This window comes from Sulfurospirillum arsenophilum NBRC 109478 (assembly GCF_000813345.1).
GTDB lineage: Bacteria > Campylobacterota > Campylobacteria > Campylobacterales > Sulfurospirillaceae > Sulfurospirillum > Sulfurospirillum arsenophilum.
In genome coordinates this window covers 188,091-213,794 of the sequence record NZ_BBQF01000002.1, presented here as the reverse complement: position 1 = coordinate 213,794, position 25,704 = coordinate 188,091, and the positions used below count along the sequence as shown (strand labels likewise).

Here is a 25,704-nt window from a genome sequence, read left to right as displayed (position 1 = left end):
AAGAAATCACTATTTTCAAGGTCTAAAGTTGCTCTCTAAGCCCTTTAAAATCTATTTGTGCTACAATTCTAGTTCAAATAGATTGACATAAAGGGTTTTTTTTGGTAGAATTCCGTCCGATTTGCGGGAATAGCTCAGTGGTAGAGCACGACCTTGCCAAGGTCGGGGTCGCGAGTTCGAACCTCGTTTCCCGCTCCATTTTGGTTTTACTTCTTTTTATATCTTCCCTTTTTGCCCAATCCCTTTATATCGATAAAACCTATTGTATTGAAGAAGACACGCTTAGAGCCTCTTTTTTTGGTTATCAAAGCAGTGATAATCCTGTTATTCTTCAGGTTCCAAAAGATCGTATGCAATACACAATCCCCTCAAATGTTATACGCACAGCATTTAACGATCGCAATGTGACTATTATTGACAGCAGTGATGGTGTTGTTATTTTTAAGCGTAACTGCACGTTGATGGGTAAATCCAATGCTATTGAAGATGCCTTTTTGAAGAAATTTCAAGAAGCTTCCCCTACGGTACTTATCGAAGAGAAACCCCGCATTTCTGCTAAATCGTCACTTCCTGTTGATTTTAAACGCTATCAGTTCGTTGGCGTGAATATCCCTGAGACAACACTCAAAAAAAACAGTGGTTCTTTTGTCGCCATTTTTAAAGTGGGAGATAAAGAGAGAAAACTCTATTTTAACTATGAGATGAATGCTAAGATGTTGGTATTTAAAGCGAAACGTAATTTGCTTAACGGTAAAATCCTTACAAACGATGACTACGAGAGCATTTTGATGAGTTTAGAAGGCATTCCGACAAGAGCTGTTTTAAACGAAATACCCCAAAATGCTATGATTAAAACCAGTATTAAAGAGGGGCAAGTTATCGCAGATTATCATTTTGATATAAAAAAAACACTCTCGAAAAAAGATAGTATAAGAGCCCTATTAAAAGAAGGTGGCTTGCAGATAGAAGTACAAGCAACGCTTGTTGAAGATGCTGATATCGGTGATGTTGTTAAGATTAAAACAGAGCAAGGTAAAATTTTGAATGCAAAAATTGTATCGACAAAAGAAGCGGTAATTCTCGAATGAAACGCATCATTGTAGGCATTAGTGGTGCCAGTGGTGTCGAACTTGGCCTCTCTTTTCTTAAAGCACTTCCTCGTGACATAGAAAAGTACGTTATTATTTCCGATCACGCTAAAGTCGTTTTTGCCAAAGAAGCCAATACATTTTTACTCGATGATGATAACATAGGAGCCATTACAGCTTCGGGTTCTTTTCAATGTGATGCTATGGCGATTATTCCTTGTAGTATGAACACATTGGCAAAAATTACGCATGGTATTGCGGATAATCTTTTAACACGAACTGCGAGCGTCATGATCAAAGAAAAACGCCCTCTTCTGTTAGCACCTCGTGAAATGCCTTTTTCCGCGATTGCGTTAGAGAACATGCTCAAACTTTCCATGCTTGGTATACATATTGCACCTCCAATCTTGGGTTATTATGCAAAAGCTTCGAGCCTTGAAGAGATGGAGAATTTTTTGATTGGTAAATGGTTTGATCTTTTAGGGATTGAGCACAATCTTTTTCAACGTTGGGAGGGAGCATGAGAGTAGCGATTTATCCAGGAACATTTGATCCTATTACCAATGGGCATATGGATGTTATAAAACGTGCTAAAAAGCTTTTCGATAAAGTTTTGGTTGCTGTGGCAATTTCCGAAGAAAAACATCCCATGTTTGACATCGAAACGCGTGTTGAGATGGTACAAGCTGCTATTCAAGATTTAGAAGGGGTTGAAGTCGAACCGTTTGATAATCTTTTGGTGAGTTTTTCGAAAGAAAAAAATATCCGTGTGATGATACGTGGCCTTAGAGCGGTAAGTGACTTTGAATTTGAACTTCAAATGGGGTATGCCAATGCTTCATTGTGGAGTGAAATTGAAACGGTTTATTTGATGCCAAGCCTCAAAAATGCCTTTATTAGCTCATCTGTTGTGCGATCCATCGCAAAGCATGGGGGTGATGTTTCGCATTTAGTTCCACCTACCGTTTTACCTTATTTACAAAGTAGATTTACATGTATGTGATTTTTGAAGGAATTGATACCACAGGTAAAAGTACACAAGTTGCACTGTTTGCCAAACGAAATACTACGGTTTTAGCTACCAAAGAGCCTGGTGGAACACCATCAGGGATGAAACTTCGCGAAATGTTGTTGGGTGGAGCATTAAAGGGCTCTTTTAATGCAGAGTTGTTTCTTTTTTTAGCAGATCGCGCTTTACACTATGATACGGTTGTTAAACCAGCTCGCAATGAGCGCTTGGTTATTAGTGATCGTGGTTTTTTATCGGGGATTGCCTATGCATGTGCCAATCATAGCGATGTAGATGGTGAGTTTTTACTCCAAATGAACCGTTTGGCACTTGAAGAGAGCTATCCTGAAAAAATTGTACTTTTTTTAACGAATGAAGCGCTTATAAAAGCAAGACTTGGAACGAAAGAGCACGATGCGATTGAAGAGCGCGGTGTAAGCTATTTGTTACAGATTCAAGATATAATGCGTCGCGTTGTTAAAACCTTACCGATTAAGGTCTTAGAAGTAGATGCTTCTTTAGAAATCGAAGCAATTTATAACCAGATTGAGGAATTTTTAAATGATTAATGCATTACGTGGAATGAAAGATACCCTCTCTCCACAAAGTGAAACGTATTTGTATATGATTGAAACCTGTTCGCGTATTGCGCAGCAGTATGGTTTTTCATTTATTGAAACACCTATTTTAGAAGAGACAGCTCTTTTTAAACGCAGTGTCGGTGAGAGCAGTGACATTGTGGGTAAAGAGATGTATCAGTTCATAGACAAAGGTGAAAATGATGTCTGTTTACGCCCGGAAGGTACGGCTGGCATCGTAAGAGCTTTTGTACAACAAAAGTTTGATAAAGCGGGTGGAAACAGACGCTTTTTTTATCATGGCCCGATGTTTCGCTATGAAAGACCGCAAAAAGGTCGTTTAAGACAATTTCACCAGTTTGGTGCTGAAAGTTTTGGCGAAAGCGATGTCAGGGAAGATGCAACGATTATCTTGATGATTAGAGCAATGTTTGAAGCGCTTGGTATTGGTTTTAGCTTAGAGATTAACTCTCTTGGATGTCCAGCATGTATGCCACAGTATCGCACAACACTTGTCAAATTTTTAGAAACACGTGAGGGTTTATGTGAGGATTGCGAAAGACGAAAGCTTACCAATCCTATTCGTGTGCTTGATTGTAAAAATGAACACTGCAAAACATTGCTCAGTGATGCTCCGTTAATTGTGGATCATTTATGTTCTACATGTAAAGATGATTTTGAAACACTCAAAGGTATTTTGGACCAATTCGGTGTCTCTTATGTGGTCAATCCTAAGCTGGTTCGTGGACTAGATTATTACTCCAAAACAGCCTTTGAATTTGTAAGCAACGAAATTGGTGCGCAAAGTGCAATTGCAGGTGGCGGACGTTATGATCGTTTGGTTGAATTTCTGGATGGAAAATCAACGCCTGCGATTGGTTTTGCAATGGGGATCGAGCGTTTGATGGAACTTGTTAAAATGCCAGAAGTTGCACGCGAAGGCTACTATGTTGGAGCGTTGTGTGATGAGGCGCTCGATGTTGTTTTTGAACTGGTAGATCGTAAACGAAAAACGGATAAAGTTTTAACAAGTTATGATGCCAAATCTTTGAAAAACCACCTCAAAGTCGCCGATAAATTATATGTAAAATTTTGTGTATGTATCGGTGAAGACGAGCTTTCAAAGCAGACAATTTGGATTAAAGATCTTGAAAGCAAAGAAGAAAAAATTATTAATATTGTGCATTTTTAAGGAGCAAAACATTGGACTACGGAATTAAAACATGGGGAAACGATAACTTTTTTATCGAAGATGGTAAGGTAAAAGTCAACACAGGCTGCGAGCCTTCTTTAATAGAGATCATTCAAGAGATACGAAGAGACGGTATCCGTGGTCCTATTCTACTGAGATTTCCTCACCTAATCCAAAAACAGATCCGTATGATTTATAAAAGTTTTGCTGATGCGAAAAGAGAGTTTGGTTACGAAGGCAATTTTAGTGCTGTTTACCCTCTTAAAGTCAATCAATTTCCTAATTTTGTCAAAAACCTTGTTTCAATCGGTCAAAAATATAACTATGGTCTCGAAGCGGGAAGTAAAGCTGAGCTCATTTTAGCGATGGCATATAATAACCCTCATGCTCCCATTACGGTCAATGGATTTAAAGACAATGAGATGATCTCTTTGGGCTTTATTGCTGCGGAGATGGGTCATGACATTACGCTGACCATTGAAGGGCTCAATGAGCTTGAGAGCATTATCTCGATAGCAAAAGATCGTTTTGGGTGTGTGCCTAACATTGGTCTGCGCATTCGCCTTCATAGCTCAGGAATCGGTATTTGGGCAAAAAGTGGCGGTATTAACTCCAAGTTTGGTTTGACTTCTACAGAGCTTTTAGAAGCTGTTAATATGCTCCGTGATGCTAATTTACTCGATAAATTTACGATGATTCACTTTCATATTGGATCGCAAATCACCGATATCGCTCCTTTGAAAAAAGCGCTTCGTGAAGCAGGAAATATTTACGCAGAACTCTGTCGTATGGGGGCAACGCATCTTAAAGCGATTAACCTTGGTGGTGGTTTGGCGGTAGAGTATTCACAGCATAAAACGACACTGCATAAAAACTATACTCTTAGTGAGTATGCCAATGACGTTGTTTATTTGCTTAAAGATATTGCAACTCAAAAAGGGGTTCATGAACCAGACATCTTCATTGAATCTGGTCGCTTTGTTGCCGCGCACCATGCAGTGCTTATTGCGCCTGTTTTGGAACTCTTTTCACAAGAATATACCGATCAAAAACTAAGGCTTAAAGAGGTCAACCCTCCTCTTGTACAAGAGTTGTATGATCTTCTAGGAACGATCAACCGTAAAAATGCACTTGAATTTTTGCATGATAGTATCGATCATATGGAATCTTTACTAACCCTCTTTGATTTGGGTTATATTGACCTTCAAGATCGCTCAAATACTGAGATTTTAGTCAATCTTATTATCAAAAAAGCGGTAGGTTTGGTTGCTGATAAGAAATTTAGTGAGATTTTAGATATTCAAGATCGTGTGCAAGAGCGTTACTTGGTTAACTTCTCGCTCTTCCAAAGCTTGCCTGATTTTTGGGGTATTGGTCAGACCTTCCCTGTGATGCCTCTTGATAGATTAGATGAAGTACCAACACGTTCAGCATCTTTGTGGGATATTACCTGCGATAGTGATGGCGAAATTGGTTTCAATACGGAAACGCCGCTTTTCTTGCACGATGTTGACATCAAAAATCGTGACTATTTCTTAGGCTTTTTCTTAGTGGGTGCTTATCAAGAAGTATTGGGTATGAAACACAACCTTTTTACTCATCCAACAGAAGCTACTATTATCATTGATGACGATGGTTATAAGATCGAGAACATCCTTGAATCTCAAAGTATTAGTGATATATTAGAAGATCTTGATTATGATATTAAAGAGGTACAAGAGAACCTTAATGATCGTATTGAAGCTTCTGATATTATTAGTGAAAAAGAGAAAAAGCATATTTTGGGTGAAATCTATCTTTTCTTAAATGACAACGGTTATCTTAAAACGATTAATAATGAGGATAATACGCAATGAACTCCGTCTCTTTGTGGGAAAAAATTAAAGAAGATTTTTCCCAACCGATTCTGCATGACCCAGCGATTAACTCTAAAGTAGAGCTTTTTTTTAACTACCCCGGTGTATGGGCTTTAGCAAATTACCGCATCGCACATGCTTTACATGTAAAGGGTTTTAAAACCCTTGCTCGTGCTATTATGGGTATTTCTCAAATTGTTACCAACACAGACATTCACCCGGCTTCTTCTATAGGTCGTCGTGTCTTTATAGACCACGCTTTTGGCGTTGTCATTGGTGAAACAGCCATTGTTGGTGATGATGTTTTGATCTATCAAGGCGTTACATTAGGTGGTGTGAGTTTAGATCGTGGTGTCAAACGCCATCCAACCATTGGGAATCATACCGTTATTGGTTCAGGTGCTAAAATTTTAGGCGATATTCTCATTGGTGAGAATTGCCGTATCGGTTCGAATTCGGTTGTGGTAAAAAGCATTCCTGATGATTCAACTGCGGTTGGTGTTCCAGCCCGTGTCATTGAAAAAGGGCGTGATAAAAGCCCTATGGCACACAATAAAATCCCAGACATCAACAAAGAGCTTTTTATCTATATGTTTAAACGTATCAAGATTTTAGAAGAAGCCGTTTTAACAACCAATAAAGATCTCAAAATCAAAGATGATGAGCTCGAAGCTATTTACAAATGCTATTTGGAATCTGTTAAAGAATAAAAATTTTTTGGGAAGAAATGATTAATATTTCGCTATAATCTGCACGATATTTTTATAGGGGAATGTTTCATGCTATCAAAAAGAATCCAAGTCTTATCACCCTCTTTGACTTTAGCCATTACAGCTTTAGCAAGAGACCTAAAAGCTCAAGGAAAAGATATTCTTAGCTTTTCTGCAGGAGAGCCAGATTTTGACACACCACAACGTGTGAAAGATGCTGCGATTGAAGCCATTCAAGCTGGTTGCTCAAAATACACTGCTGTAGCAGGTACGCCTGAAGTGCTTAAAGCAGTTGCTGGAAAACTTAAGCGTGAAAATAACCTCGACTACAAACCTTCTCAAATTGTAGTCAATGTTGGTGCAAAACACTCATTGTTTAACATTTTTCAAGCCATTCTTAATGAGGGCGATGAAGTGATTATTCCTTCTCCTTATTGGGTGACGTATCCTGAAATTGTTAAATATTCTGGTGGTACACCTGTTTATATTGAGACAGATGAGGCAACTGGTTTTAAAATTACACCAGCACAGCTTAAGTCTGCTATTACACCAAAAACAAGAGTGCTTCTTTTTAATACTCCTTCTAATCCAACAGGATCTGTTTATTCAAAAGCAGAACTTGAAGGTTTGGCTGAAGTTCTTAAAGGAACAAATGTTTTAGTGGTTTCGGATGAGATGTATGAGAAGATTTTATTTGATAATCTTAAATTTACTTCAGTTGCCTCTATTAGTGAAGATATGTTTAATCGAACCATTACCGTCAATGGATTAAGTAAATCGGTTGCGATGCCTGGTTGGCGTTTTGGATATCTTGCCTGTCCTATTAAAGAAATTGTTGATGCCATTGTTGATCTTCAAGGTCAAAGTACTTCAAATATCAACTCTATTACACAAAAAGCTGCTATTCCAGCACTTAATGGTCTTGTAGATGATGATATTGAGAATATGCGCCTAGCTTTTGAGAAACGCAGAAATATGGCGTATGAGTTACTGAACAACATCAAAGGTCTTTCAGTCATGAAACCAGAAGGTGCTTTTTATCTTTATGTGAACACCAAAGCTGTGGAACATGATTCAATGAAGTTTTGCTCAAAGCTTCTTGAAGAAACGGGCGTTGCTGTAGTTCCTGGTCTTGGCTTTGGAAGCGATGGTTACTTTAGACTCTCTTTTGCAACTGATGATGCTACCATCAAAGATGGTATTGGACGCATTAAAGCGTTTGTTGAAAACTACAAATAGATCCTACTGAAGGGCACTTTTTAAAAAGTGCCCTCTTCTTTTAAAAAATTACACAAAAGTCATATGGTTTTGGTACAATTCTGACATTATTTTTACATACATATATTATAAAGGCTAGACATGAATAAATATGTCATCACACTTGCTAAAACATGCTTAGGCTGTAAAAAGCCATCTTGTGTTAAAGGATGTCCTGTTGGGACTCCCATTCCTGAGATGATTCGTCTCTTTTTAGCAGGAGATATTAAAAAAGCAGGAAAAATGCTTTTCGAAAACAACCCTCTTTCCGTTATCTGCTCTATGGTATGCCCACATGAAAAACATTGTGAAGGTCACTGTATTCTCAATAAAAAAGGAACAGCTGTTAGCGTAGGAAGCATTGAAAATTATATTTCAGATCTCTATATGAATGATCTTCAATTTGAAAAGCCTGTTAAAAATGGCAAAAAAGTGGCTATTATTGGCAGTGGTCCAGCTGGTATTTCTCTTGCGGTTATTTTAGGTGCGAAAGGGTATGACATTACCATGTACGATGCGCACGATAAAATCGGCGGTGTACTACGCTACGGTATTCCTGATTTTAGATTGAACAAAGATATCTTAGACACGATTGAGTCAAAATTGCGTCAATTAGATGTCACGATTCGTCCCAATATTACTGTTGGTAAAAATATTACTGTGGGTGATCTATTTCGCGATGATTTTAAAGCCGTATTTATTGGAACAGGTGTTTGGTCTCCTAAAAAGTTAGGTATCAAAGGTGAAAGCTTAGGGCATGTACATTTTGCCATTGACTATCTTAAAAATCCTTCTGTGTACCGTCTTGGTGATACCGTTGTGGTTTTGGGCGCTGGAAATGTTGCCATGGATGTTGCAAGAACGGCTGTGAGACATGGCGCTCGTGAAGTGATCATTATGTATCGTAAAGGTATGGAAGATATCCCCGCATCGCATCATGAGGTTGAATGTGCCAAAATTGATGGTGTTAAATTCGATCTTTACAAACAACCTGTAGAAATTACCGAAAAAGGTGTTATTTACAGCAGTACTGATGACAGTGGTGAAGAAGGTTTACTGGAAGCAGATTCTATTTTGATTGCGATTAGTCAAAGTCCGAAAGATAATATTGTTCAAACGGCAAAAGCAATTGAAGTCGATGGAAAAGGCTTGGTTGTGACAGATGAAAGTGGACGAACAACAATGGAAGGTGTTTTTGCTTCGGGTGATGTTGTAACGGGAGCTAGAACGGTTGTTGAAGCAGTAGCATTTTCAAAACGTGTCGCAGTGGCTATTGAAGAGTATATTGATTCAATTTAAAGAGAGAATGAGTTTTACATGTAAAAGCTTTACATGTAAAACTCTAAAAATTATTTTGACTCTGTTCCAAAACGTGCTTTTGCATCTTGAAGTGCGCTGATAAGTTCATCAAGATTCTCATAAGGAATGTGCGCTTTCCAATCAGGTTCTTCTCCATTTTTCTTCAAAGCAATTCCAATACTCACAACAGCAAATGACCCACTTCCGTAAGGTTCTTCCAAATGAGAAACTGAGATAATTCCATTTTTGGTTCCTGCTAATGGAAATTTAGTAAGTATAGTATTTTTTCCGCCCATGACGTGATCCTTTTAATTCTTTTTAAAAAATTTAGCTATTTTTGCTTGTGTTTTAAGCCACTCACTTTGTAAAGAAAGTGGGAAACCACCGTAAATTTTACCGCCCTCAATTGATTTTGAAACGCCACCGCGTGCTGCGATCGTTGCAAAATCACCAATTTCCAAATGTCCAGCCGTAGCACTTTGCCCACCCATAACAACATTTCGACCCAATTTTGTCGAGCCAGAAATACCTGTTTGTGCTACCAAAATACTGTATTCACCAATCTCACAGTTATGTCCAATCTGAACGAGATTGTCAATTTTTGTCCCTTTCTTGATGATGGTTGATCCAAAAACAGCCCTATCAATCGTACTGTTAGAACCCACTTCCACATCTTCTTCAAGAATGACATTGCCACTATGATGAATTTTAATATGCTCACCCATCTTCGTATGAGCATAGCCAAAACCATCACTTCCTATAATTGCTCCTGCTTGAATAATGCAGTTATCTTTAATAATTGAATCATCGTAAATCACAACATTCGGGAAAATTTTGACATTCTTACCAATACAAACATTCGCACCAATGGTGACATTCGGCATAATATCAGCACCTTCTTCGATGACGGTGTTACTACCAATAACCACATGTAGTGCAATGTGACTTTTTGCTGGAATTTTTGCTGGAATGGATGTATCAAAAGCTTTTTTGGCAAAATAGGCACTGGCATATGCCATGCTTAAATGTGGATTGTCGCTGAAAAGTGCTTGAGAAGTTTTTGGAAGATGCTCTTTGTAAGATGGAGAAAGGATAACCACACCCGCTTTTGTATTTTCCAAGTCAGTTAAGAATTTAGGATTTTCAAAAAAAGTAATGTGAGAGGAAGTCGCCTCCTTCAGTGTTGAAAAGGAGGTAACTTCCATATCGAAACCCGAAAATTCAAGCGAAATCGCTTGAGCAAGAAGGCTTAGTTTCATTAAATATCCATTGCGACTGAGCCGCTTCTAACGATGTCGGTTGGGTTGTATTTTTTAACTGCTTTTAAAAAATTGTCGATACGATCGTAATCATCAGCAACCATGACAACGATAAAATCCTCACCACTACTTGCAATCGTTCCATTATAAGCTTTAAGCATCGCATCAAGTCCATTAAAATCTTCGCTCAAAGGAATTTTAACCAATGCCATCTCTTTCTCAACAAATTGACCCGATTCAATAACTTTATAGGTTGGTATCAATTTATGCAACTGCTTAACAATTTGCTCTAAAACAGGCGTGCTTCCGGAGGTAACAATGGTCAATCTTGATAGATTTGTTTTTGGTATTGGAGCCACGGTAAGGGAGTCAATGTTGTAACCACGTCCTGCAAAAAGACCTGATATACGCGATAAAACGCCATCTTCATTTAAAACGATAACAGATAAAACTCTTCTGATATGTTCCATTCCCTACTCCTTATACTCAAGCATCATATTGTAAAGCGTTCCACCTGCTGGAACCATCGGTAAAACGTTTTCAAAGCGATCTACTTGTACGTCAATCATACAAACACAGTTACTTTCAATGGCTTCTTTGAGAGCTTTATCGAACTCATCTTTAGTTTTAACTCTAAAACCACGTCCACCAAAACTTTCAACCAGTTTAACAAAATCAGGTTGGACAGAAAGGTCTGTTGATGAGTAACGCTTGTTATAGAAAAAAGTTTGCCATTGGCGAACCATTCCTAAAAATTGGTTGTTTAGGATGATATTAACCACAGCCACTTTGTTTTCAACAGCGGTCATCAACTCTTGAATGTTCATCAAGATTGAGCCATCACCTGTAAAGTTAATAACCGTCTTCTCAGGCTTTGCAACTTTGGCACCAATGGCTGCTGGAAGACCATAACCCATCGTTCCAAGTCCGCCACTGCTTAGCCATTGACGAGGATAAGAGAATGGATAAAACTGTGCTGCCCACATTTGATGTTGACCAACATCGGTACAAATAATTGCTTTATCGCCTAGTAATTGCCCTACTCGCTCAATTGCCCATTGAGGTTTAAGAATCTCATTCGAGTCTTCGTATTTGAGTGGATGAATTTCATTGTAACGCTTTAACAGATCACGCCACGGTTTATATTTATTCTCATCAATCTGCTCTTTTGCAAGAGGGATCATCGCTTCAACAACGTTTTTAAGATCGCCTACAATGGGGTAATCAATCGGTACAATTTTACCAATGCTACTAGGATCTATGTCGACATGAATGATTTTGGCATGTTTTGCAAATTCACTCAGTTTACCTGTAACACGGTCATCAAAACGTGGACCAAATGCAATCATAAGGTCTGCTTCACTCATTGCCATATTGGCACTGTAACAGCCGTGCATTCCTAACATTCCAAGAAGCAGTGGGTTTTCATCACCCATAACACCACGTGCCATTAAGGTTTCAACGGCAGGAATACCACAGAGCTTAGCAAATTCTCGCACTTCTTCGCTAGCGTTTGAATTAATCGCTCCACCACCGATGTAAAGAACAGGACGCTTGGAAGCTTGGATCGCTTCAATCGCCTTTTTGATCTGGCGTGGATTGCCTTTATAGGTTGGTTTATAGGTTTGCATTTTAATTTCACTCGGATACGCAAAATGACCAATCTGTGCCGTGACATCTTTAGGGATGTCCACATGAACAGGACCAGGTCTGCCGCTTCGTGCAATGTAAAATGCCTCTTTTAAAATACGTGGCAAGTCTTTAACATCTTTAACCAAATAATTATGTTTGACACATGGACGACTAATGCCTACAGCATCGATCTCTTGAAACGCGTCGGTTCCAATCATACTAATAGGAACTTGACCGCTGATAACAACCATAGGAATAGAATCCATATAAGCCGTTGCAAGTCCTGTGACTGCATTAGTAAATCCAGGACCACTGGTGACAAACGCAACACCTACCTCTCCGGTTGCACGTGCGTAACCATCAGCTGCATGCAGCGCTGCTTGTTCGTGTCGTGTAAGAATATGTTTAAAATAATTTTGTTTATAAACTTCGTCATAAACATTCATTATAGCACCACCAGGATAGCCAAAGACGACGCTGACATTCTCCTTACGTAGTGCTTCTATGACCATCTGGGAACCGCTTAACTCCATGACCTCTCCTTTACATAATTTGATTACGCCAAAAAAGCAAAGCTTCTTTGACTACGCTAACCGCTATGGTACTAAAGCTTGTCAACTATGTTGACAGAATTATTAATTTTTACAGGATACTTCTTGTAAAAAAAGTGGGTTATTATAGCAAATAAAGATTAAAGAAGGCTCATTTTTAGGGCGTATTTTATGATTTGTTCAAATTGTAACACTGTTCAAGTGCTACCCCTTCTCTCAGACCATCATCAATAACGATACATCTCTCAAATCCTAATTTTCGCATAATTGCTTTAACAATCAAAATGCCTACAACAACCAAATCTCTGCGATTTGTACCTGTGTAACGCTCTGCTTCCTCTTCATTCATTGCAGATAAACGCTCATACGCTTCTTCAAAATCGTTTACATGTAAAACTTTTCCATTGACAACATTGGCATCATAATGGGCATAGTCAAGCCCTTCTAAAAAAGCGGCTACAGTTGTTGGTGTCCCTGCAGTTGTTACTAATTGTAAAAAAGTGGAAGAAATGTGAGGTTGCGCTTGAGTAAATGGATTGATGGATTCAACGATACGGGTTACATGCTGCATACGATCGTGTGTATAACGCTCTGCAACATTGATAATCCCAAAGGGAAAGCTCTGAGATTGTTTTGTGCCATTTTTGCAAAAGGTAAGTTCTGTTGAACCTCCACCAAGGTCAAATAACGCATAAGTTTGGTGCTCATAACCTTCACGTTTGAGAGCATTTTCGACAGCGAGTGATGTTAAATAAGCCTCTTTTTCACCGGATATAATCTGAAATGTAAGCCCAAAAGTTGCCTCTATCTCTTCTAAGATTTCTTTAGCATTTGACGCAATTCGCATAGCCTCAGTCGTTACACAAAAACAGCGTTCATTTTTAAAATCAAAGAGCTTTGAAGCTTCATGAAGAGCATTAAAGATATTTTGTTTGGAAGTTTTACTAATGAGACCCGTTACATGTAAATCTTTTGCCGTACGAACAATGCGTTCAAACGCTTTAATACGCGTTTTACTTTGACATTCTATTTGGACAATACGTAGCGTATTTGAGCCTAAATCACAGCCAATCATTGCAATCTATCTTTTTCTAAAAAGCTTTATAACGGCACTTAAAACAGCGCGGATAAGCCCAGTAAAAATGTAGACAATCGTTGTATAAAGAAGTGGATGATACGGCATCTTGTTTGCACTTAAATTGTTTAAATGAGTCAGAGGATGTGTCAGCCATTGATTCATGTGCATTCCTAAAGCAAGAAATAAAAAAATGGAAACAAAAATAAGAATTTCTTTTTTGAACATCGTTCCTACTTATAAGCTAAAAAAATTGAATAAATGATTTTAGAGAAAAAAAACTTAATCCTAGGTTGAATAACATTACATTATCGATACAATTTTAGAAGATTATAAACAACTAAAATAATCAGGTATAATTTTTTTAACCAAGGAAAGACTCAGATTATTGGAAGTAGAATGGGGAAACATACAACAAAAAGGATGGGCAAACTATGAAATCAGACAAAATCATTGAGGAGATACTCTTTGAGATTGAGAAGCATGAAGGTGGAATGTCTCGCCGTAATGCGATGAAATTTTTGGCAGCATCACCAATTGCTGCAAGTGTCTTGGCGAGTGCGGCAACTGCAACAGAAGCTCAAGCTTCTAGCTCCAATGCAACGGGCAAAATTGTTATTGTAGGTGGTGGTCTTGCAGGTGTTGCAACAGCGGCAAAACTTACGCAAAGACTTTCTAGTCCTGATATTACGCTTATTGAGCCAAATCCAAAATCAGTTTCGTATCAGCCTGGGCAAACTCTAATTGCTGCTGGAGTATGGCAAAAAAGTGACATTGAGTATGAAACCGCAAATTTTATACCCAAAGGTGTTAAATGGATTAAAGATTCTGTAGTCAGTTTTGATCCGACAAACAACAAAGTTAAAACAGCAGATGGTACAGAAATAAGCTACGACTATTTAATTGTTGCAATGGGATTAATGCTTAATTTCGGGGCTATTAAAGGGCTTGAAGGTGAAATCACCTCTTCGGGCGCTAATGATGTTGTGCGTAAAAAAGTAGGTAAAGATGGCGTTTACTCTATCTATTTTGCAGATGGCGCTGTTGATACAAAAAAAGGTATTGAAGAACTCATTGCGAAAGCAAAAGCGCACAAAGGTACTGAAAAACTTCAAGCAATTTTTACAGATCCTGATACGGCTATAAAATGTGGTGGCGCTCCTAAAAAAATTATGTATATTACCCATGATTTACTCACAAAAGCAGGTGTAAGAGATAAAGTAGAATTAACCTTTTGTCCAAGTGGTGACAAGATGTTTGGTGTGCCTGAATACAATACTGCTATCTTTGAGCAATTTAAAGCCAGAGACTTTAAATGGGAATTCAAAACCAATTTAGTAGCAATTGATACAGCAAATAAAGTAGCAACATTTGAAAAAAAATGGCTTGAAAAAGGCGAGTATGATGAGGACCTTAAAGAATACACCATGATCTCAATGAGTAAAAATGTTGAGAAAAAGTATGACTTTATCCATATCACGCCTCCTCAAAAAGCGCCTGATCTTGTTGGTAAATCACCTATTGGCTCAAGTAAAGGCTGGGTCCCTGTTGTTAAAGAAACACTTCAACATGTGACTTACAAAAATGTCTTTGCATTAGGAGATGTTGCCGCAGTTCCTATGGGTAAAACAGGAGGAAGTGCGCGTAAACAATACAACGTTGTTGCGGAAAACTTAATCGCAGTGATGGAAAAGCAAGAAAAACTTCCAGCTGCTTATGATGGTTACACGGTTTGTCCGTTGATCACCAGCATTGGAACGGTAGCACTGCTTGAATTTAATTGGACAGCTAAACCTGCTCCATCCTTCCCTCTTGATCCGACACAAGAGCGCTGGATTTGGTGGTTACTTAAAGTCTATGCACTTAAACCTATGACAATTTATGGCATGCTCTCTGGTAGAGCCTAATTTTGTTTACGATACATAAAAAGGAAAAACTTATGAAAAAAATGAATTTAGTACTCTCTTTCGCCGTTGCCTTAGTTGTTTTAAGTGGATGTGGCGATAAACCAAAATCGGATAGTGTCAAGTACAAATACACCCCTGCGCAAGTCTATGCTGAGACATGTTTGCACTGTCATGGTCCTAAAGGTGAAGGTGTTGCTGAGAAAAAAGCACCTGCTCTTACAAAACAAACTGTGCAAGAGCTTGAAATGTCTCTCTTTGACATTAAAAATGGTGGTCTTGGTGGGCAATCTACTGCAACCGAACATGATGTTATGGAGCATAACATGAAAAAATTGGCTGAAAAAGGTTACGACTACGATGTTAAAATGATGGCTAACTACCTTCATAATACGTTTAGCGTTGCTAAATAAAAATTTGAACATGATGTTTTTTGGTGCAATAATGCATCAAAAAACATCTGAAAGTTATACATGAACAAAAGACCTCATGAAGTTTTTGTTTGGCCGCTGTGTACTCGCATTATTCATTGGATTATTGCAACCTCGTTTTTCTTCTCTTTTCTAACCTCTTTTCAGCATGCTCTTTTTAGATGGCATCTCTCTTTTGGTCTTATTTTTGGTGTAGTGTTACTTTTTCGACTCATCTGGGGATTTGTTGGACCCAATTATGCAACGTTCAAAACATTTAAACTAAGTTATCAAGAACTTCAGGATTATTTTGTTCAAAAAGTTCAAAACAGATGGCGCAAAATCTATGCAGGACACAATGCTGCATCCAGTTGGTTTACACTCATTGTCTTAGGTCTTGGAAGTTTGATCGTTCTCAGCGGACTCTTACTGCAAGGAACACAAGAAGCCAGTGGCATTTTTTCAAGTTTGAATGTACGTTATTTTGGATTTTCTTCATCCCTTTTAGTCTCGCATGAAATACTCTCTTATGTACTTTTTACATGGGCTATCATTCATATCATAGGTGTATTAATCGAGCAGTTTTATCATAAAACCAATATGGTTTTTGCAATGCTTTCTGGATATAAAAAAGCTGAAGGCACAGATGCGACAGTTTCCATCATACGTCATCTTTTTTCTTATGCCGTTATAGGATTGTCTTTAGGCATGCTCTATTTTGTAGCAAGTTCAGATGAAACATTTTTCACAAAAAGCAGGTTTGAAAAGCGAAATTTTCAAGCGGAGAACAGTAGCTTTTATGAAAAATGTGGCAAATGTCACAAAATCTATCCACCTTTTATGTTACCGTATGACTCATGGGTACGTCTTATGGATGGGCTAGATAATCATTTTGGCGAGCAAATTACAGAGAATAACATTACCAAAAGTGAGCAAATGAGCATTAAAGCGTACCTTTTAAGTCACTGTGCTGAAACGTCTACGCATAAAATTGCCGTTAAAACATTGGAGTCTTTAGGTGACATGCGCCCTATTTCCATGAGTAAAGTTCCCTACTGGCGCGAAGTACATCAAAGTATTGAAAAAAGGGTGTTTAAATCTTTACATGTAAAAAATGCTTCTAACTGTTTTGCGTGTCATCCTGATTTTGAGTATGGAATTTTTGAGAATACGCGTATTCATATCCCAAAATAGGCATTGAAACTTTTTAGAAATTATATTTTGGCTATAATAATCCTTAAAAAACGAAGGACACCCCATGCTTCTAGGCGTAAATATCGATCATATTGCAGTGCTCAGAGAAGCACGCAAGATCAATGACCCAGATCCACTGGATGCCATCTCTTTAGTTAAACGCGCTGGAGCAGATCAAATCACGATTCATTTAAGAGAAGACCGACGTCATATTAATGATGATGATGCTAAAAAGATTATTGAAATTTCCCAGCTTCCGATCAATTTAGAGTGTTCTATTACACCTGAAATTATTGATAAAGTCATAGCGTTACAACCACACCGTGCGACACTTGTGCCTGAAAAACGTGAAGAAGTGACGACGGAAGGTGGACTTGATGTCGTTAAAAACAAAGAAGTTATCAAAGAGATCGCGCAAAGACTTAAAAAAGAGCACATTGAGCTTTCACTCTTTATTGATCCAAACAGTGCAATGATTGAAGCGGCTAAAGAGATAAAAGCGGAGTGGATTGAACTTCATACAGGTCTTTATGCCAATATTTATGCGATGCTCTACTCTAACCTTTCTCGCTCACGTCATAGCATTCAAGAGCTTGAACTCAATCGTGAAGCTTTACATGTAAAGCTCATTGAAGCAACGCATGAACTTGAAAGAGCCGCAAAAGTGGCTCACCAATTAGGAATTAAGGTGGCTGCGGGACATGGTCTGAATTACCAAAATGTGAAGCGTATCTTAGATATCAAAGAGATTGTTGAACTCAATATTGGTCAAAGTATCATTGCACGCTCTATTTTTGTGGGTTTTGAGCAAGCGGTCAAAGAGATGTTAGGATTAGTACGATGAAAAAAATAGCAATCAGTATAGGTGATTTAAACGGTATTGGCTTGGAACTTGCGCTTAGAGCGCACGCAGAAGTTCGAAAACATTGCTATCCTATCTACTGTATCAATGAAAATATGCTAGGTTGGGGAGCCGCTCTTTTAGGGCTTGATGTCCCCAGTGACTTTGAGATACGTGACTGTGGAAAAGTCTTTGAGATTGAAGCGGGTGTTTGCTCGGCTGAAGCGGGTGAAAGCTCTTACGACTCCTTTATTACAGCCGTTGCATTGGCAAAAAGTAATGAAGTCAGTGGTATTGTCACCCTACCCATCAACAAAGAGTCATGGGCAATGGCAGGATTGGAATACAAAGGACATACGGATGCACTCAGTGATCTTCTAGGATGCGAAGCCATTATGATGTTAGGATGCGAAGAGATGTTTACCATTCTCTACACGCACCACATCCCCCTTCGTGATGTTCCCCATGAAATCAAAGCGAAAAAACTAAAACCTTTTTTACTGAAAGTTTATGAAGAACTTGGCGTCGAGCGTATCGGTGTTTTGGGGCTTAATCCTCATGCTGGAGATCATGGTGTCATTGGGGATGAAGATGAAGAGATCGAAAAAGCGATTTTAAAAGCCAATCACTTTTTAGAGCGTGAAGTCTTTTTTGGACCTCTTGTGCCAGATACTGCTTTTTCAAAAGCGAATCGTGAAAATTTTACCTATTACGTCTGTATGTATCATGACCAAGGATTGATTCCTTTGAAAACACTCTATTTTGATGAAAGCATTAATGTAAGCCTTAATGCAGGCGTTGTGAGAACTTCAGTAGACCATGGAACAGCGTTTGACATCGCCTATAAAGATGGTAATCCTTCCATGTTAAGTTATGTCAATGCCGTTAACGAAGCTGTCAAACTCGCAACAGGAAAAGCAATTTTAACATTCTAATTCAAGTAATACTAAGACTAGAGATGTAATAATAATACTAGATTTAATTGAGTAATATTTATATATTGCTCAATTATTATTTGGATTTACATTTTTGGAGGTTACTTACAATGCATATTCCAGATGGTTATCTCTCCCCTATTACATGTATTGCAACCTATGCTGCTGCTTTGCCACTGTGGATGATTGCGTTTAAAAAACTCAAAGAACAGCTTGATGAGACAACATTACCACTCATCGCTTCATTGAGTGCGCTTAGTTTTATTATTATGATGTTTAACATACCCATTCCAGGTGGTACGAGTGGACATGCTGTTGGGGCATCACTCATTGCCATACTCTTTGGGCCTTGGGTCGCTTCGTTATGTGTGAGTTTAGTTTTGTTGATTCAAGCGCTTATCTTTGGTGATGGTGGTGTTACAACACTCGCAGCAAATGCACTTATGATGGCGTTTGCCTCCTCTTTTTCTTCTTACTATGTTTTTCAAATTTTAAAAAAGAAATCTTTTGCACCTTATATCAGTGGTTGGATTGGTATTGTGTGCGCCTCTATCGTTCTTACTCTTTTACTTGGTATTCAGCCTTTAATCGCCACAGTAGATGCTCAGCCTCTCTATTTTCCTTTTGGGTTTGCGATTACCTTTCCTGCTGTTGTAGGTTCTCATATTCTTTTTTTTGGTGTAGTGGAAGGTATCTTTACAGGTATTGCCTATCGCTATATTCTAAAAAACCGTATCTATAAAGGAGCAAGCGCATGAAAAAAATTCTCTATCCAATGATTATTCTATTTATTCTGATTCCTCTTGGTTTGATTAGCGAAAACCCTGCATGGGCAGAATGGGAAAATGAATATTATCAAGAGGCGTTAGGCTTCATTCCTGAAGGGATTCTCAATGCTTTTCATGTAAAAGCCTTAGCTCCTGATTATACGATAGAAGGTATGAACGATATTTTGGCGTACTATCTTTCAGGCATGCTAGGCGTTGCGCTTATTTTTGGAATTTTTTATCTGCTTGGGAAAAAGCTTGCGCGATAGAATCCTCTTTTGCCTCTATCTTCTAGGGCTAGCGATTATTCTCTCTAGCCACTCCTTTTATCTTTTAGGCTTTTTTGCGATTCTTTTACTTTTGTTAGCGCGAACAGCGTGGTTTAAGATACTCAAAAAAGCCCTCAAATCCATTTTCTTTTTTAACATTGCCATTAGTGTGGGTTTTTTGATTATTTCCCTTCTCAATCAAAAGCCGTGGATGGAGTATCTCCTTCTTTTTAACTTACGGGTCTTTGACTTGACGCTCTCAACGATGCTTTTTTCACATTATGTCAATATTGCTCTTGCTCTCTCATTTTCGAAGACGCTGAGTTTTCTTCTGAGCATTTCACTTTCACAAATTTACAGCTACCAAAAAAGCTATGAAAATTTTATGCTTTCTTTGAAAAGCAGGCTCATAAAAAAGATGAGTGAACGCTCTCAAAAAGAGTTTATTACCTCTGTTTTTGGTTATTTTTTTACCAAAGCGTTGTATGATAGCGAGGAAAAAAGTTTGGCACTTAAGGCAAGGGGGTTTTTTGATAAAGATTGAAAGTTTAGCATATCAGTACGAAACAAAATGCGTTTTAGATAAACTCTCATTTGAGATCAAAGCAGGCGAAAAAGTCGTTTTACTGGGTAACAATGGAAGTGGTAAAAGCACCCTCCTTCGCATTCTTGCGGGGCTTTATTTTGGAGAGGGAAATTACTTCTATAAAGATCAATTAATCACTAAAAAAAGTGTTGGTAAAAACTTTCGTAAAGAGATAGGTATTTTATTTCAAAATCCTGAAACCATGATGTTCAATCCGACGGTCTATGATGAAATTGCCTTTGGATTACGCGAGTTTGACATCACCAATGTGGACGAACGTGTACGTGAAATAGCTGACAAATTTCGTTTAACACACCATCTTCAAAGCTCACCTCTCAAACTCAGTGGTGGTGAAAAACAAAAAGTCATGTTGTGTGCTATTTTAGCGCTAGAACCACAGTTTTTGCTTTTGGATGAACCAACCGCCAATATGGACCCTAAAACAACAGGATGGTTTGTGGATCTGCTCTCCGGGATGAATATAACCACACTCATTTCAACGCATAACATCTCTTTAGCGTATGAGCTTGGGGATAAAGCGCTTGTGCTCAATGACAAGCATCAACTCATTTACAATGGTGAGATTGAAGCACTTATGCGTGATAAAAAGACCTTAATAGAGGGAAATTTGCTCCATCTTCACGCGCATAAACACAAAGACTTCCAACACTCACACTACCACATGCACCATTTTTAGGCGTTGGTAAGCTTTACATGTAAAGCTTGAAGTGCTTCAATAGTGACATTTGCATCTGCATTATCAAGGATCGTATCAACATGATGGGGTTTCTTATAGACCACATCATAATACTGTGTAAGTAAAGTCTGCGCTACTGCTGCAAGATCATGACTTTCATACGCTTTTTGCACTTCTTCTTTCACGCTTTTTTTAATATAAGGTGCGATCATATGCATAGCTTGATTAAAAAACTCAGGTGTAATTCTCTCATAATCTTTTAATATACGTTCAACGCGTTGTGCTAGAGGAGCCGTGATTTCGATGCGAAAACTCTCTTTCATACGTGCATGTAAAAGGGAAGGAAGGGTGCATTTCCCCATTCGTTTACTTTCTGCTTCAATGAATATATAGGCATTGGGATCAATTTTACATAAAATTTCGCATAAACTATTTTCAAAAGCTTTTTGGCTTGGTTGTGCCCCTTTGATACTTCCAAAACTAGAGCCTAGATGATTGGCAAGATTTTCAAGATCGATGGAAGGTTGAAGTGTTTGCAAGAGTTCACTCTTACCACATCCCGTATTTCCGCCAAGGAGGATAAAACGATGGTGGGGGATATTTTCAAGATAAGAAAGCACATGCACACGGTAACTTTTATAGCCACCTTGAAGTCTGTAGACTTGGTAGCCAATGTGGGAGAGGATGATGGCTATTGAGCTAGATCTAAGCCCTCCTCTTGCACAATAAATACCTATTCGTGAGCCTATTTTATAGGACTTTGCAATCTCTTGAAGATGAAGGGCTACATTTTGACAAATGTAACGCGCTCCTAGTATTTTTGCATCGTTACGTGAGACTTGCTTGTAGAGTGTGCCTACTTCTTGATGTTCAGCATCATTCAACGCATAGAAATTTTGAGCATTTGGAATGTGTGATTCAGCATACTCTTTGGGACTTCGCGCATCGATTAAAAGATCAAAAGTTGATTTATGAGCGATAAAGTCATCAACTTCTAAGTCACTTAACATGAAAGATACTCTGGTACAAGCCCTTTAAGATGTTGGTAGATTTTTTCAAAATCAGTTCCATAGACTCTTGTGTCAGCAATGGTTGTAATAAAATTGGTGTCACCAAGCCATCTTGGGATGACATGGTAGTGAATATGCTCTGCAATGCCCGCTCCTCCACTTTTACCAAGATTCATACCCAAGTTCACACCTTGTGCTCCAATGCCCTCTTTGAGCATTCTGACACAGCGCTGGACTATAAAAGAGAGATGCAACCAAACTTCAGGCTCAAGCTCTTCTATAGAATCAGTATGATGATGAGGGATGACCATAAAATGCCCTGGAGAATACGGGTAACGATTCATAACAATAAAACAGCACTCATCACGGTACAAAACATGATGCTTCTCATCAAGTTCAGGATGCTCTGTAATATTACAAAAGACACATCCTTCTGGTTTATCTGTAAAATACACATCACGCCAAGGCGCATACATATAATTCATCAATCTACCTTTTTCATGGCTTCTAATGAAACTTGAATGTCAGGTTCTCTCATAAAATACTCACCAATCAAAAAGGCATCTGCACCAACTTTACTTAAGTGCTTAATCGTCTCTTTATCGTTCAATCCGCTCTCTGCAACAATGATCTTTCCTTGAGGAATAAGAGGCATAAGTTTTTCCGTTAAGCTCATGTCCATCTCGAAAGTTTCCAAGTTACGGTGGTTAATACCAATAATATTTGCACCTGCAAAGATTGCTTTTACAAGATCTTCTTTATCATGTATTTCGACTAAAACTTCAAGCCCAAGTCGTAATGCATACTCTAAAAGATGCTTCAATTCAGCTTTCGAGAGCGCTTTTGCGATCAATAAAATAAAATCAGCCCCATAAACAAGAGCTTCAAGTATCTGGTACTCATCGACAATAAAATCTTTACGTAACAGAGGTGTCGGCACATAACGGCGAATTTGGGTTAAATACTCAAGATTTCCTTGAAAATAGTGAGGCTCCGTTAAAACAGAGATAGCATCAGCCCCTCCTAACTCATATGCTTTAGCAATGGCGAGTGGATCAAAATCAGCTTTAATGATACCCTTACTCGGACTTGCTTTTTTGACCTCCGCAATAATGCGATACGGGTTATCCGGTGTTGCCTTGAGATAAGGCTTAACATCACGAGGCATAAAAGGGTTAAAGGCAAGACTTCTGCCCAACCAATCAATGGTATATTCTTTTTTCTTCTTCTCTAAATCTTCACGGGTTCGTTTTATAATTTCATCTAAAATCATTGCGCTTGTTTCTCTTTCAAACATTTTTTGATCGCTTCAATATGCACAGCAACCTCTTCTTCCATGACATTATCACCAAAATATTTCATGATATTATAGGCCTCATCGCATTGACCTTGTTTATAATAACCCCATGCAAGGGAATCAAGAAAATACGGTGAATTTGGCTCTAACTTAAGTGCCTCTTGAACCAATGCAATACCTTTAGGAATGTCAATGTTATGATCGATTAACAGATAGCCATAGTAGTTAAGATACACAGAATCTTTAAGCAAGCTGGTTACTTCATTAAACTTTTGAGAAATAGACTGTATGACTTCGGGTGAGAGTTTTGCTTTGTTCAGTTCATACTCATATATAGCCATTTTCCCTAGATAGTCAAGATTTTTACTCTCTGTATAGAGTCTTTCAGCCAAGTTGTAGGCCTCTGTAAATTTTTTCTGTGTTGCGTAGATTTGCAAGAGAATATCTTGGTTAATTTGTGCTTTTTCTAAAAATGTAGTAGCCCCTTTGACATCTTTAATGTACATCATAAGTTCTACTATTTTTTTTGCGATCTCTTCGGTTTGTTGCTCTTTATAGAGTTTTTTATAGGTTGCAATTAAGCCTTGTACATTACGATCACGTCCGTAAATTTCAATGAGTTTGTAACAGGTGTGATTTCCACAGCCTTCCATATTGGCATACGTTTCTAAGTATGCTACAGCATCATCTTTACGACCTAAGAAGCGGTATAAAAGCTCGACAATATTGAGCATTAAATCTTCATTTTGCTCTTGTTTGTAGGCACTTTCAAAGTATTTTAGGGCAAAGTCATATGCTTTCATCTGTAAATAAAGATTACCAGCAATGCTGAGATGTTGTACACTTTTATCGTATGCAATAAGTTTTAAAATCTCTTTTTCAGCATCTTCATAGCGCTTTTCTTTAACAAATTGACCCACCAGTAAGCGGTTAAAGTTTTTTTCATCGGGATATTTACGAATGCCTTGCATAATCAGCTCACGTGCATCCGGATCATCCAAAATAAAGGCAAGTCCTGCATCTTCAGTAAGGTAAACTTTCTTTTGACTCTGTTCATAAAGCGTATGGTAAATTTTGCGTGCATTGACATAATCGCCATTTTGTTGGTAATTTAATGCTTGTAAAATAAGGTTATCCTCTTCTTCAAAAACCTTTTTAGTGGTTTCCTTCGTAACAACAACCTCTTTGGTGGCACATCCCACCAATAAAAAAAGAACGACTATAAGCGAATAATACCGGGACATTCTGTAACTACCTCGTCAATGTTTTCTTTAAAATACTCCCAAAATGGGAATGTACGGCACTGTTGTGGGCGTACGTCGTAGATACGACACATCTTTTTTTCCATATCAAAAAAGACGCAACCATAACCGCCTTCATACACGATCTCTTTAATCGTGAAACGATAGCGAATTTTTAGTAAATACTTATTGATAAACTCTTCTTTTGACAAAGAAAGTTTTTGTGCAATAGCACTTATCTCCTCTTGGCTTACCCATATGTATCCACTCTCTCCAATGCAGCATTTTCCAGAGCAACTTTGACAGGCTTTAGGATCAAACGCATAAGGGTATCCATCCATTTTCATTAGTTTTTCCATGTCACACTCTGTGTTTTTGATCGATCAAAGATTGCCTGTACTCGTGGAGTAAACGACTCTTCTCTGTAGATGAAAAGTGGTGGATGAATTTTACAAAGCGTTTTAGAATTTTTGCGCGCTCGAATGAGCACCAATGATGCTTCTTTATCTTCTTTTGAATGCACAAAACAGAGATCTTCTACATTGAGTCCATTTCCAAGCAGTGCTGCCATAAGGCTGTCTATCTGTTTGGCATCATAGCAGAAACAAAAATATCCCCGATTGGAGAGCGTTTTAGTGACTTTTTGCGCGAAGGCAACAAAGGGAAGTGCACTGCTATGTCGACTTAAGAAAAGTGTATCATCATCACTTATAACACCACCCTTATGGTAAAAAGGAGGATTGGATACGATCATGTCAAATTTATGCTCAAATTTTGTCTGTAAAAAATCGTTACATGTAAAGCTTTCGATTGGTATGTTGTTAGCTTCTGCGTTTGCCTTTGCAATGGTGCAATTTTGCTCTTGGATATCCAAAAGGTGCATTTTAACACTTGGAAAATCGCGTTTCAGCAAAAGCCCCAAAATGCCACAGCCACACCCTACGTCTAAAACTTCACCTTTGGGATGAACAGCGCTTATAAAATCATAGAGCAGAAGTGTGTCACTGTTGTAACGGTATCCTTTCTCAGGTTGAAATAAATTCATGC

General features: G+C 38.3%; 30 protein-coding genes and 1 tRNA gene. 19 read left to right on the top strand and 12 right to left on the bottom strand.

What is annotated here, in order from left to right; genetic code table 11:
- The first annotated feature begins 123 nt into the window (after positions 1 to 123).
- From SAR02S_RS05450 to SAR02S_RS05405, 10 genes are all read left to right on the top strand, one after another.
- Positions 124 to 198: transfer RNA gene (locus SAR02S_RS05450), tRNA-Gly, on the top strand.
- Positions 199 to 350: 152 nt separating this feature from the next.
- Positions 351 to 1,088, top strand: coding sequence for a flagellar basal body P-ring formation chaperone FlgA (flgA, locus tag SAR02S_RS13350; RefSeq protein WP_156961448.1), 738 nt, complete (start codon positions 351 to 353; stop codon positions 1,086 to 1,088).
- Positions 1,085 to 1,612 (top strand): UbiX family flavin prenyltransferase, encoded by a 528-nt coding sequence (locus tag SAR02S_RS05440; RefSeq protein ID WP_041957661.1) that lies wholly within the window; start codon positions 1,085 to 1,087, stop codon positions 1,610 to 1,612. Before flgA ends, SAR02S_RS05440 begins: the two co-directional genes overlap by 4 nt.
- The gene (gene coaD, locus SAR02S_RS05435) at positions 1,609 to 2,091 is read left to right on the top strand and encodes a pantetheine-phosphate adenylyltransferase (protein ID WP_041957659.1); all 483 of its coding nucleotides are present in this window, start codon (positions 1,609 to 1,611) and stop codon (positions 2,089 to 2,091) included. The genes SAR02S_RS05440 and coaD overlap by 4 nt, the downstream gene beginning before the upstream one ends.
- Complete coding sequence (tmk, locus tag SAR02S_RS05430; protein WP_041957657.1) at positions 2,082 to 2,666, top strand: dTMP kinase; 585 nt, start codon at positions 2,082 to 2,084, stop codon at positions 2,664 to 2,666. Before coaD ends, tmk begins: the two co-directional genes overlap by 10 nt.
- Complete coding sequence (hisS, locus tag SAR02S_RS05425) at positions 2,659 to 3,867, top strand: histidine--tRNA ligase (protein WP_041957655.1); 1,209 nt, start codon at positions 2,659 to 2,661, stop codon at positions 3,865 to 3,867. Before tmk ends, hisS begins: the two co-directional genes overlap by 8 nt.
- Positions 3,868 to 3,878: 11 nt before the next feature.
- Positions 3,879 to 5,723, top strand: coding sequence for a biosynthetic arginine decarboxylase (gene speA, locus SAR02S_RS05420; protein ID WP_041957653.1), 1,845 nt, complete (start codon positions 3,879 to 3,881; stop codon positions 5,721 to 5,723).
- Positions 5,720 to 6,433 (top strand): serine O-acetyltransferase, encoded by a 714-nt coding sequence (cysE, locus tag SAR02S_RS05415; RefSeq protein WP_041957652.1) that lies wholly within the window; start codon positions 5,720 to 5,722, stop codon positions 6,431 to 6,433. Before speA ends, cysE begins: the two co-directional genes overlap by 4 nt.
- 69 nt (positions 6,434 to 6,502) lie before the next feature.
- Positions 6,503 to 7,672, top strand: coding sequence for a pyridoxal phosphate-dependent aminotransferase (locus SAR02S_RS05410; protein WP_041957650.1), 1,170 nt, complete (start codon positions 6,503 to 6,505; stop codon positions 7,670 to 7,672).
- A 120-nt stretch (positions 7,673 to 7,792) separates the two neighbouring features.
- Positions 7,793 to 8,989, top strand: a complete 1,197-nt coding sequence (locus tag SAR02S_RS05405) for an NAD(P)-dependent oxidoreductase (protein ID WP_041957647.1) — start codon at positions 7,793 to 7,795, stop codon at positions 8,987 to 8,989.
- 50 nt (positions 8,990 to 9,039) lie between these two features.
- Here the strand turns inward: SAR02S_RS05405 and SAR02S_RS05400 are convergent, their stop codons facing one another.
- The 6 genes from SAR02S_RS05400 to SAR02S_RS05375 form a co-directional block, all read right to left on the bottom strand.
- Positions 9,040 to 9,285: a hypothetical protein gene (locus SAR02S_RS05400; protein WP_041957645.1), complete on the bottom strand. Its 246-nt coding sequence runs from the start codon at positions 9,283 to 9,285 to the stop codon at positions 9,040 to 9,042.
- Between the two features lie 12 nt (positions 9,286 to 9,297).
- Entirely contained in the window at positions 9,298 to 10,248 is a 951-nt protein-coding gene (gene lpxD / locus SAR02S_RS05395; protein WP_041957644.1) for a UDP-3-O-(3-hydroxymyristoyl)glucosamine N-acyltransferase, read from the bottom strand.
- Positions 10,248 to 10,709, bottom strand: a complete 462-nt coding sequence (gene ilvN, locus SAR02S_RS05390; protein WP_025344773.1) for an acetolactate synthase small subunit — start codon at positions 10,707 to 10,709, stop codon at positions 10,248 to 10,250. Before ilvN ends, lpxD begins: the two co-directional genes overlap by 1 nt.
- Before the next feature lie 12 nt (positions 10,710 to 10,721).
- Positions 10,722 to 12,413, bottom strand: a complete 1,692-nt coding sequence (locus tag SAR02S_RS05385; RefSeq protein WP_041957640.1) for an acetolactate synthase large subunit — start codon at positions 12,411 to 12,413, stop codon at positions 10,722 to 10,724.
- A gap of 187 nt (positions 12,414 to 12,600) precedes the next feature.
- Positions 12,601 to 13,506: a Ppx/GppA phosphatase family protein gene (locus tag SAR02S_RS05380; RefSeq protein ID WP_041957638.1), complete on the bottom strand. Its 906-nt coding sequence runs from the start codon at positions 13,504 to 13,506 to the stop codon at positions 12,601 to 12,603.
- 6 nt (positions 13,507 to 13,512) lie between these two features.
- A complete protein-coding gene (locus tag SAR02S_RS05375; RefSeq protein WP_041957637.1) occupies positions 13,513 to 13,734 on the bottom strand; it encodes a hypothetical protein in 222 nt (73 codons plus the stop codon).
- Between the two features lie 206 nt (positions 13,735 to 13,940).
- Here SAR02S_RS05375 and SAR02S_RS05370 point away from each other — a divergent pair, with 206 nt between their 5' ends.
- The 9 genes from SAR02S_RS05370 to SAR02S_RS05330 all read left to right on the top strand — a co-directional run bounded on the left by SAR02S_RS05370 (position 13,941) and on the right by SAR02S_RS05330 (position 21,109).
- Entirely contained in the window at positions 13,941 to 15,413 is a 1,473-nt protein-coding gene (locus tag SAR02S_RS05370; protein ID WP_041957635.1) for an NAD(P)/FAD-dependent oxidoreductase, read from the top strand.
- A gap of 32 nt (positions 15,414 to 15,445) precedes the next feature.
- Positions 15,446 to 15,823 carry a c-type cytochrome gene (locus SAR02S_RS05365; RefSeq protein ID WP_041957633.1) on the top strand — a complete coding sequence of 126 codons (378 nt, stop codon included), beginning with the start codon at positions 15,446 to 15,448 and terminating at the stop codon, positions 15,821 to 15,823.
- 60 nt (positions 15,824 to 15,883) lie between these two features.
- A complete protein-coding gene (locus SAR02S_RS05360; protein ID WP_041957632.1) occupies positions 15,884 to 17,014 on the top strand; it encodes a cytochrome b/b6 domain-containing protein in 1,131 nt (376 codons plus the stop codon).
- Between the two features lie 64 nt (positions 17,015 to 17,078).
- Positions 17,079 to 17,858: a pyridoxine 5'-phosphate synthase gene (locus tag SAR02S_RS05355; RefSeq protein WP_041957631.1), complete on the top strand. Its 780-nt coding sequence runs from the start codon at positions 17,079 to 17,081 to the stop codon at positions 17,856 to 17,858.
- Positions 17,855 to 18,790 (top strand): 4-hydroxythreonine-4-phosphate dehydrogenase, encoded by a 936-nt coding sequence (gene pdxA, locus SAR02S_RS05350; protein WP_041957630.1) that lies wholly within the window; start codon positions 17,855 to 17,857, stop codon positions 18,788 to 18,790. Before SAR02S_RS05355 ends, pdxA begins: the two co-directional genes overlap by 4 nt.
- Before the next feature lie 110 nt (positions 18,791 to 18,900).
- On the top strand, positions 18,901 to 19,548 hold the full coding sequence (gene cbiM / locus SAR02S_RS05345; RefSeq protein ID WP_041957628.1) for a cobalt transporter CbiM: 648 nt from the start codon (positions 18,901 to 18,903) through the stop codon (positions 19,546 to 19,548).
- Positions 19,545 to 19,826 (top strand): PDGLE domain-containing protein, encoded by a 282-nt coding sequence (locus SAR02S_RS05340; protein ID WP_041957626.1) that lies wholly within the window; start codon positions 19,545 to 19,547, stop codon positions 19,824 to 19,826. The genes cbiM and SAR02S_RS05340 overlap by 4 nt, the downstream gene beginning before the upstream one ends.
- On the top strand, positions 19,816 to 20,370 hold the full coding sequence (locus SAR02S_RS05335) for a hypothetical protein (protein ID WP_052433543.1): 555 nt from the start codon (positions 19,816 to 19,818) through the stop codon (positions 20,368 to 20,370). The genes SAR02S_RS05340 and SAR02S_RS05335 overlap by 11 nt, the downstream gene beginning before the upstream one ends.
- Entirely contained in the window at positions 20,357 to 21,109 is a 753-nt protein-coding gene (locus tag SAR02S_RS05330; RefSeq protein ID WP_041957625.1) for an energy-coupling factor ABC transporter ATP-binding protein, read from the top strand. Before SAR02S_RS05335 ends, SAR02S_RS05330 begins: the two co-directional genes overlap by 14 nt.
- Here the strand turns inward: SAR02S_RS05330 and mnmH are convergent.
- Genes mnmH through SAR02S_RS05300 form a run of 6 tightly spaced genes read right to left on the bottom strand, consistent with a single transcriptional unit; the run spans position 21,106 to position 25,702 of the window.
- Positions 21,106 to 22,119, bottom strand: a complete 1,014-nt coding sequence (gene mnmH / locus SAR02S_RS05325; RefSeq protein WP_041957623.1) for a tRNA 2-selenouridine(34) synthase MnmH — start codon at positions 22,117 to 22,119, stop codon at positions 21,106 to 21,108. The two genes, SAR02S_RS05330 and mnmH, sit on opposite strands and share 4 nt — an antisense overlap.
- Positions 22,113 to 22,604: an HIT family protein gene (locus SAR02S_RS05320; RefSeq protein ID WP_198133085.1), complete on the bottom strand. Its 492-nt coding sequence runs from the start codon at positions 22,602 to 22,604 to the stop codon at positions 22,113 to 22,115. The genes mnmH and SAR02S_RS05320 overlap by 7 nt, the downstream gene beginning before the upstream one ends.
- Positions 22,604 to 23,392 (bottom strand): indole-3-glycerol phosphate synthase TrpC, encoded by a 789-nt coding sequence (gene trpC / locus SAR02S_RS05315; RefSeq protein WP_041957621.1) that lies wholly within the window; start codon positions 23,390 to 23,392, stop codon positions 22,604 to 22,606. The genes SAR02S_RS05320 and trpC overlap by 1 nt, the downstream gene beginning before the upstream one ends.
- On the bottom strand, positions 23,389 to 24,660 hold the full coding sequence (locus tag SAR02S_RS05310) for a tetratricopeptide repeat protein (protein ID WP_041957620.1): 1,272 nt from the start codon (positions 24,658 to 24,660) through the stop codon (positions 23,389 to 23,391). Before SAR02S_RS05310 ends, trpC begins: the two co-directional genes overlap by 4 nt.
- Positions 24,636 to 25,016 carry a YkgJ family cysteine cluster protein gene (locus SAR02S_RS05305; RefSeq protein WP_041957618.1) on the bottom strand — a complete coding sequence of 127 codons (381 nt, stop codon included), beginning with the start codon at positions 25,014 to 25,016 and terminating at the stop codon, positions 24,636 to 24,638. The genes SAR02S_RS05310 and SAR02S_RS05305 overlap by 25 nt, the downstream gene beginning before the upstream one ends.
- Positions 25,004 to 25,702 (bottom strand): tRNA1(Val) (adenine(37)-N6)-methyltransferase, encoded by a 699-nt coding sequence (locus SAR02S_RS05300; protein ID WP_041957616.1) that lies wholly within the window; start codon positions 25,700 to 25,702, stop codon positions 25,004 to 25,006. The genes SAR02S_RS05305 and SAR02S_RS05300 overlap by 13 nt, the downstream gene beginning before the upstream one ends.
- Positions 25,703 to 25,704 lie beyond the last annotated feature (2 nt).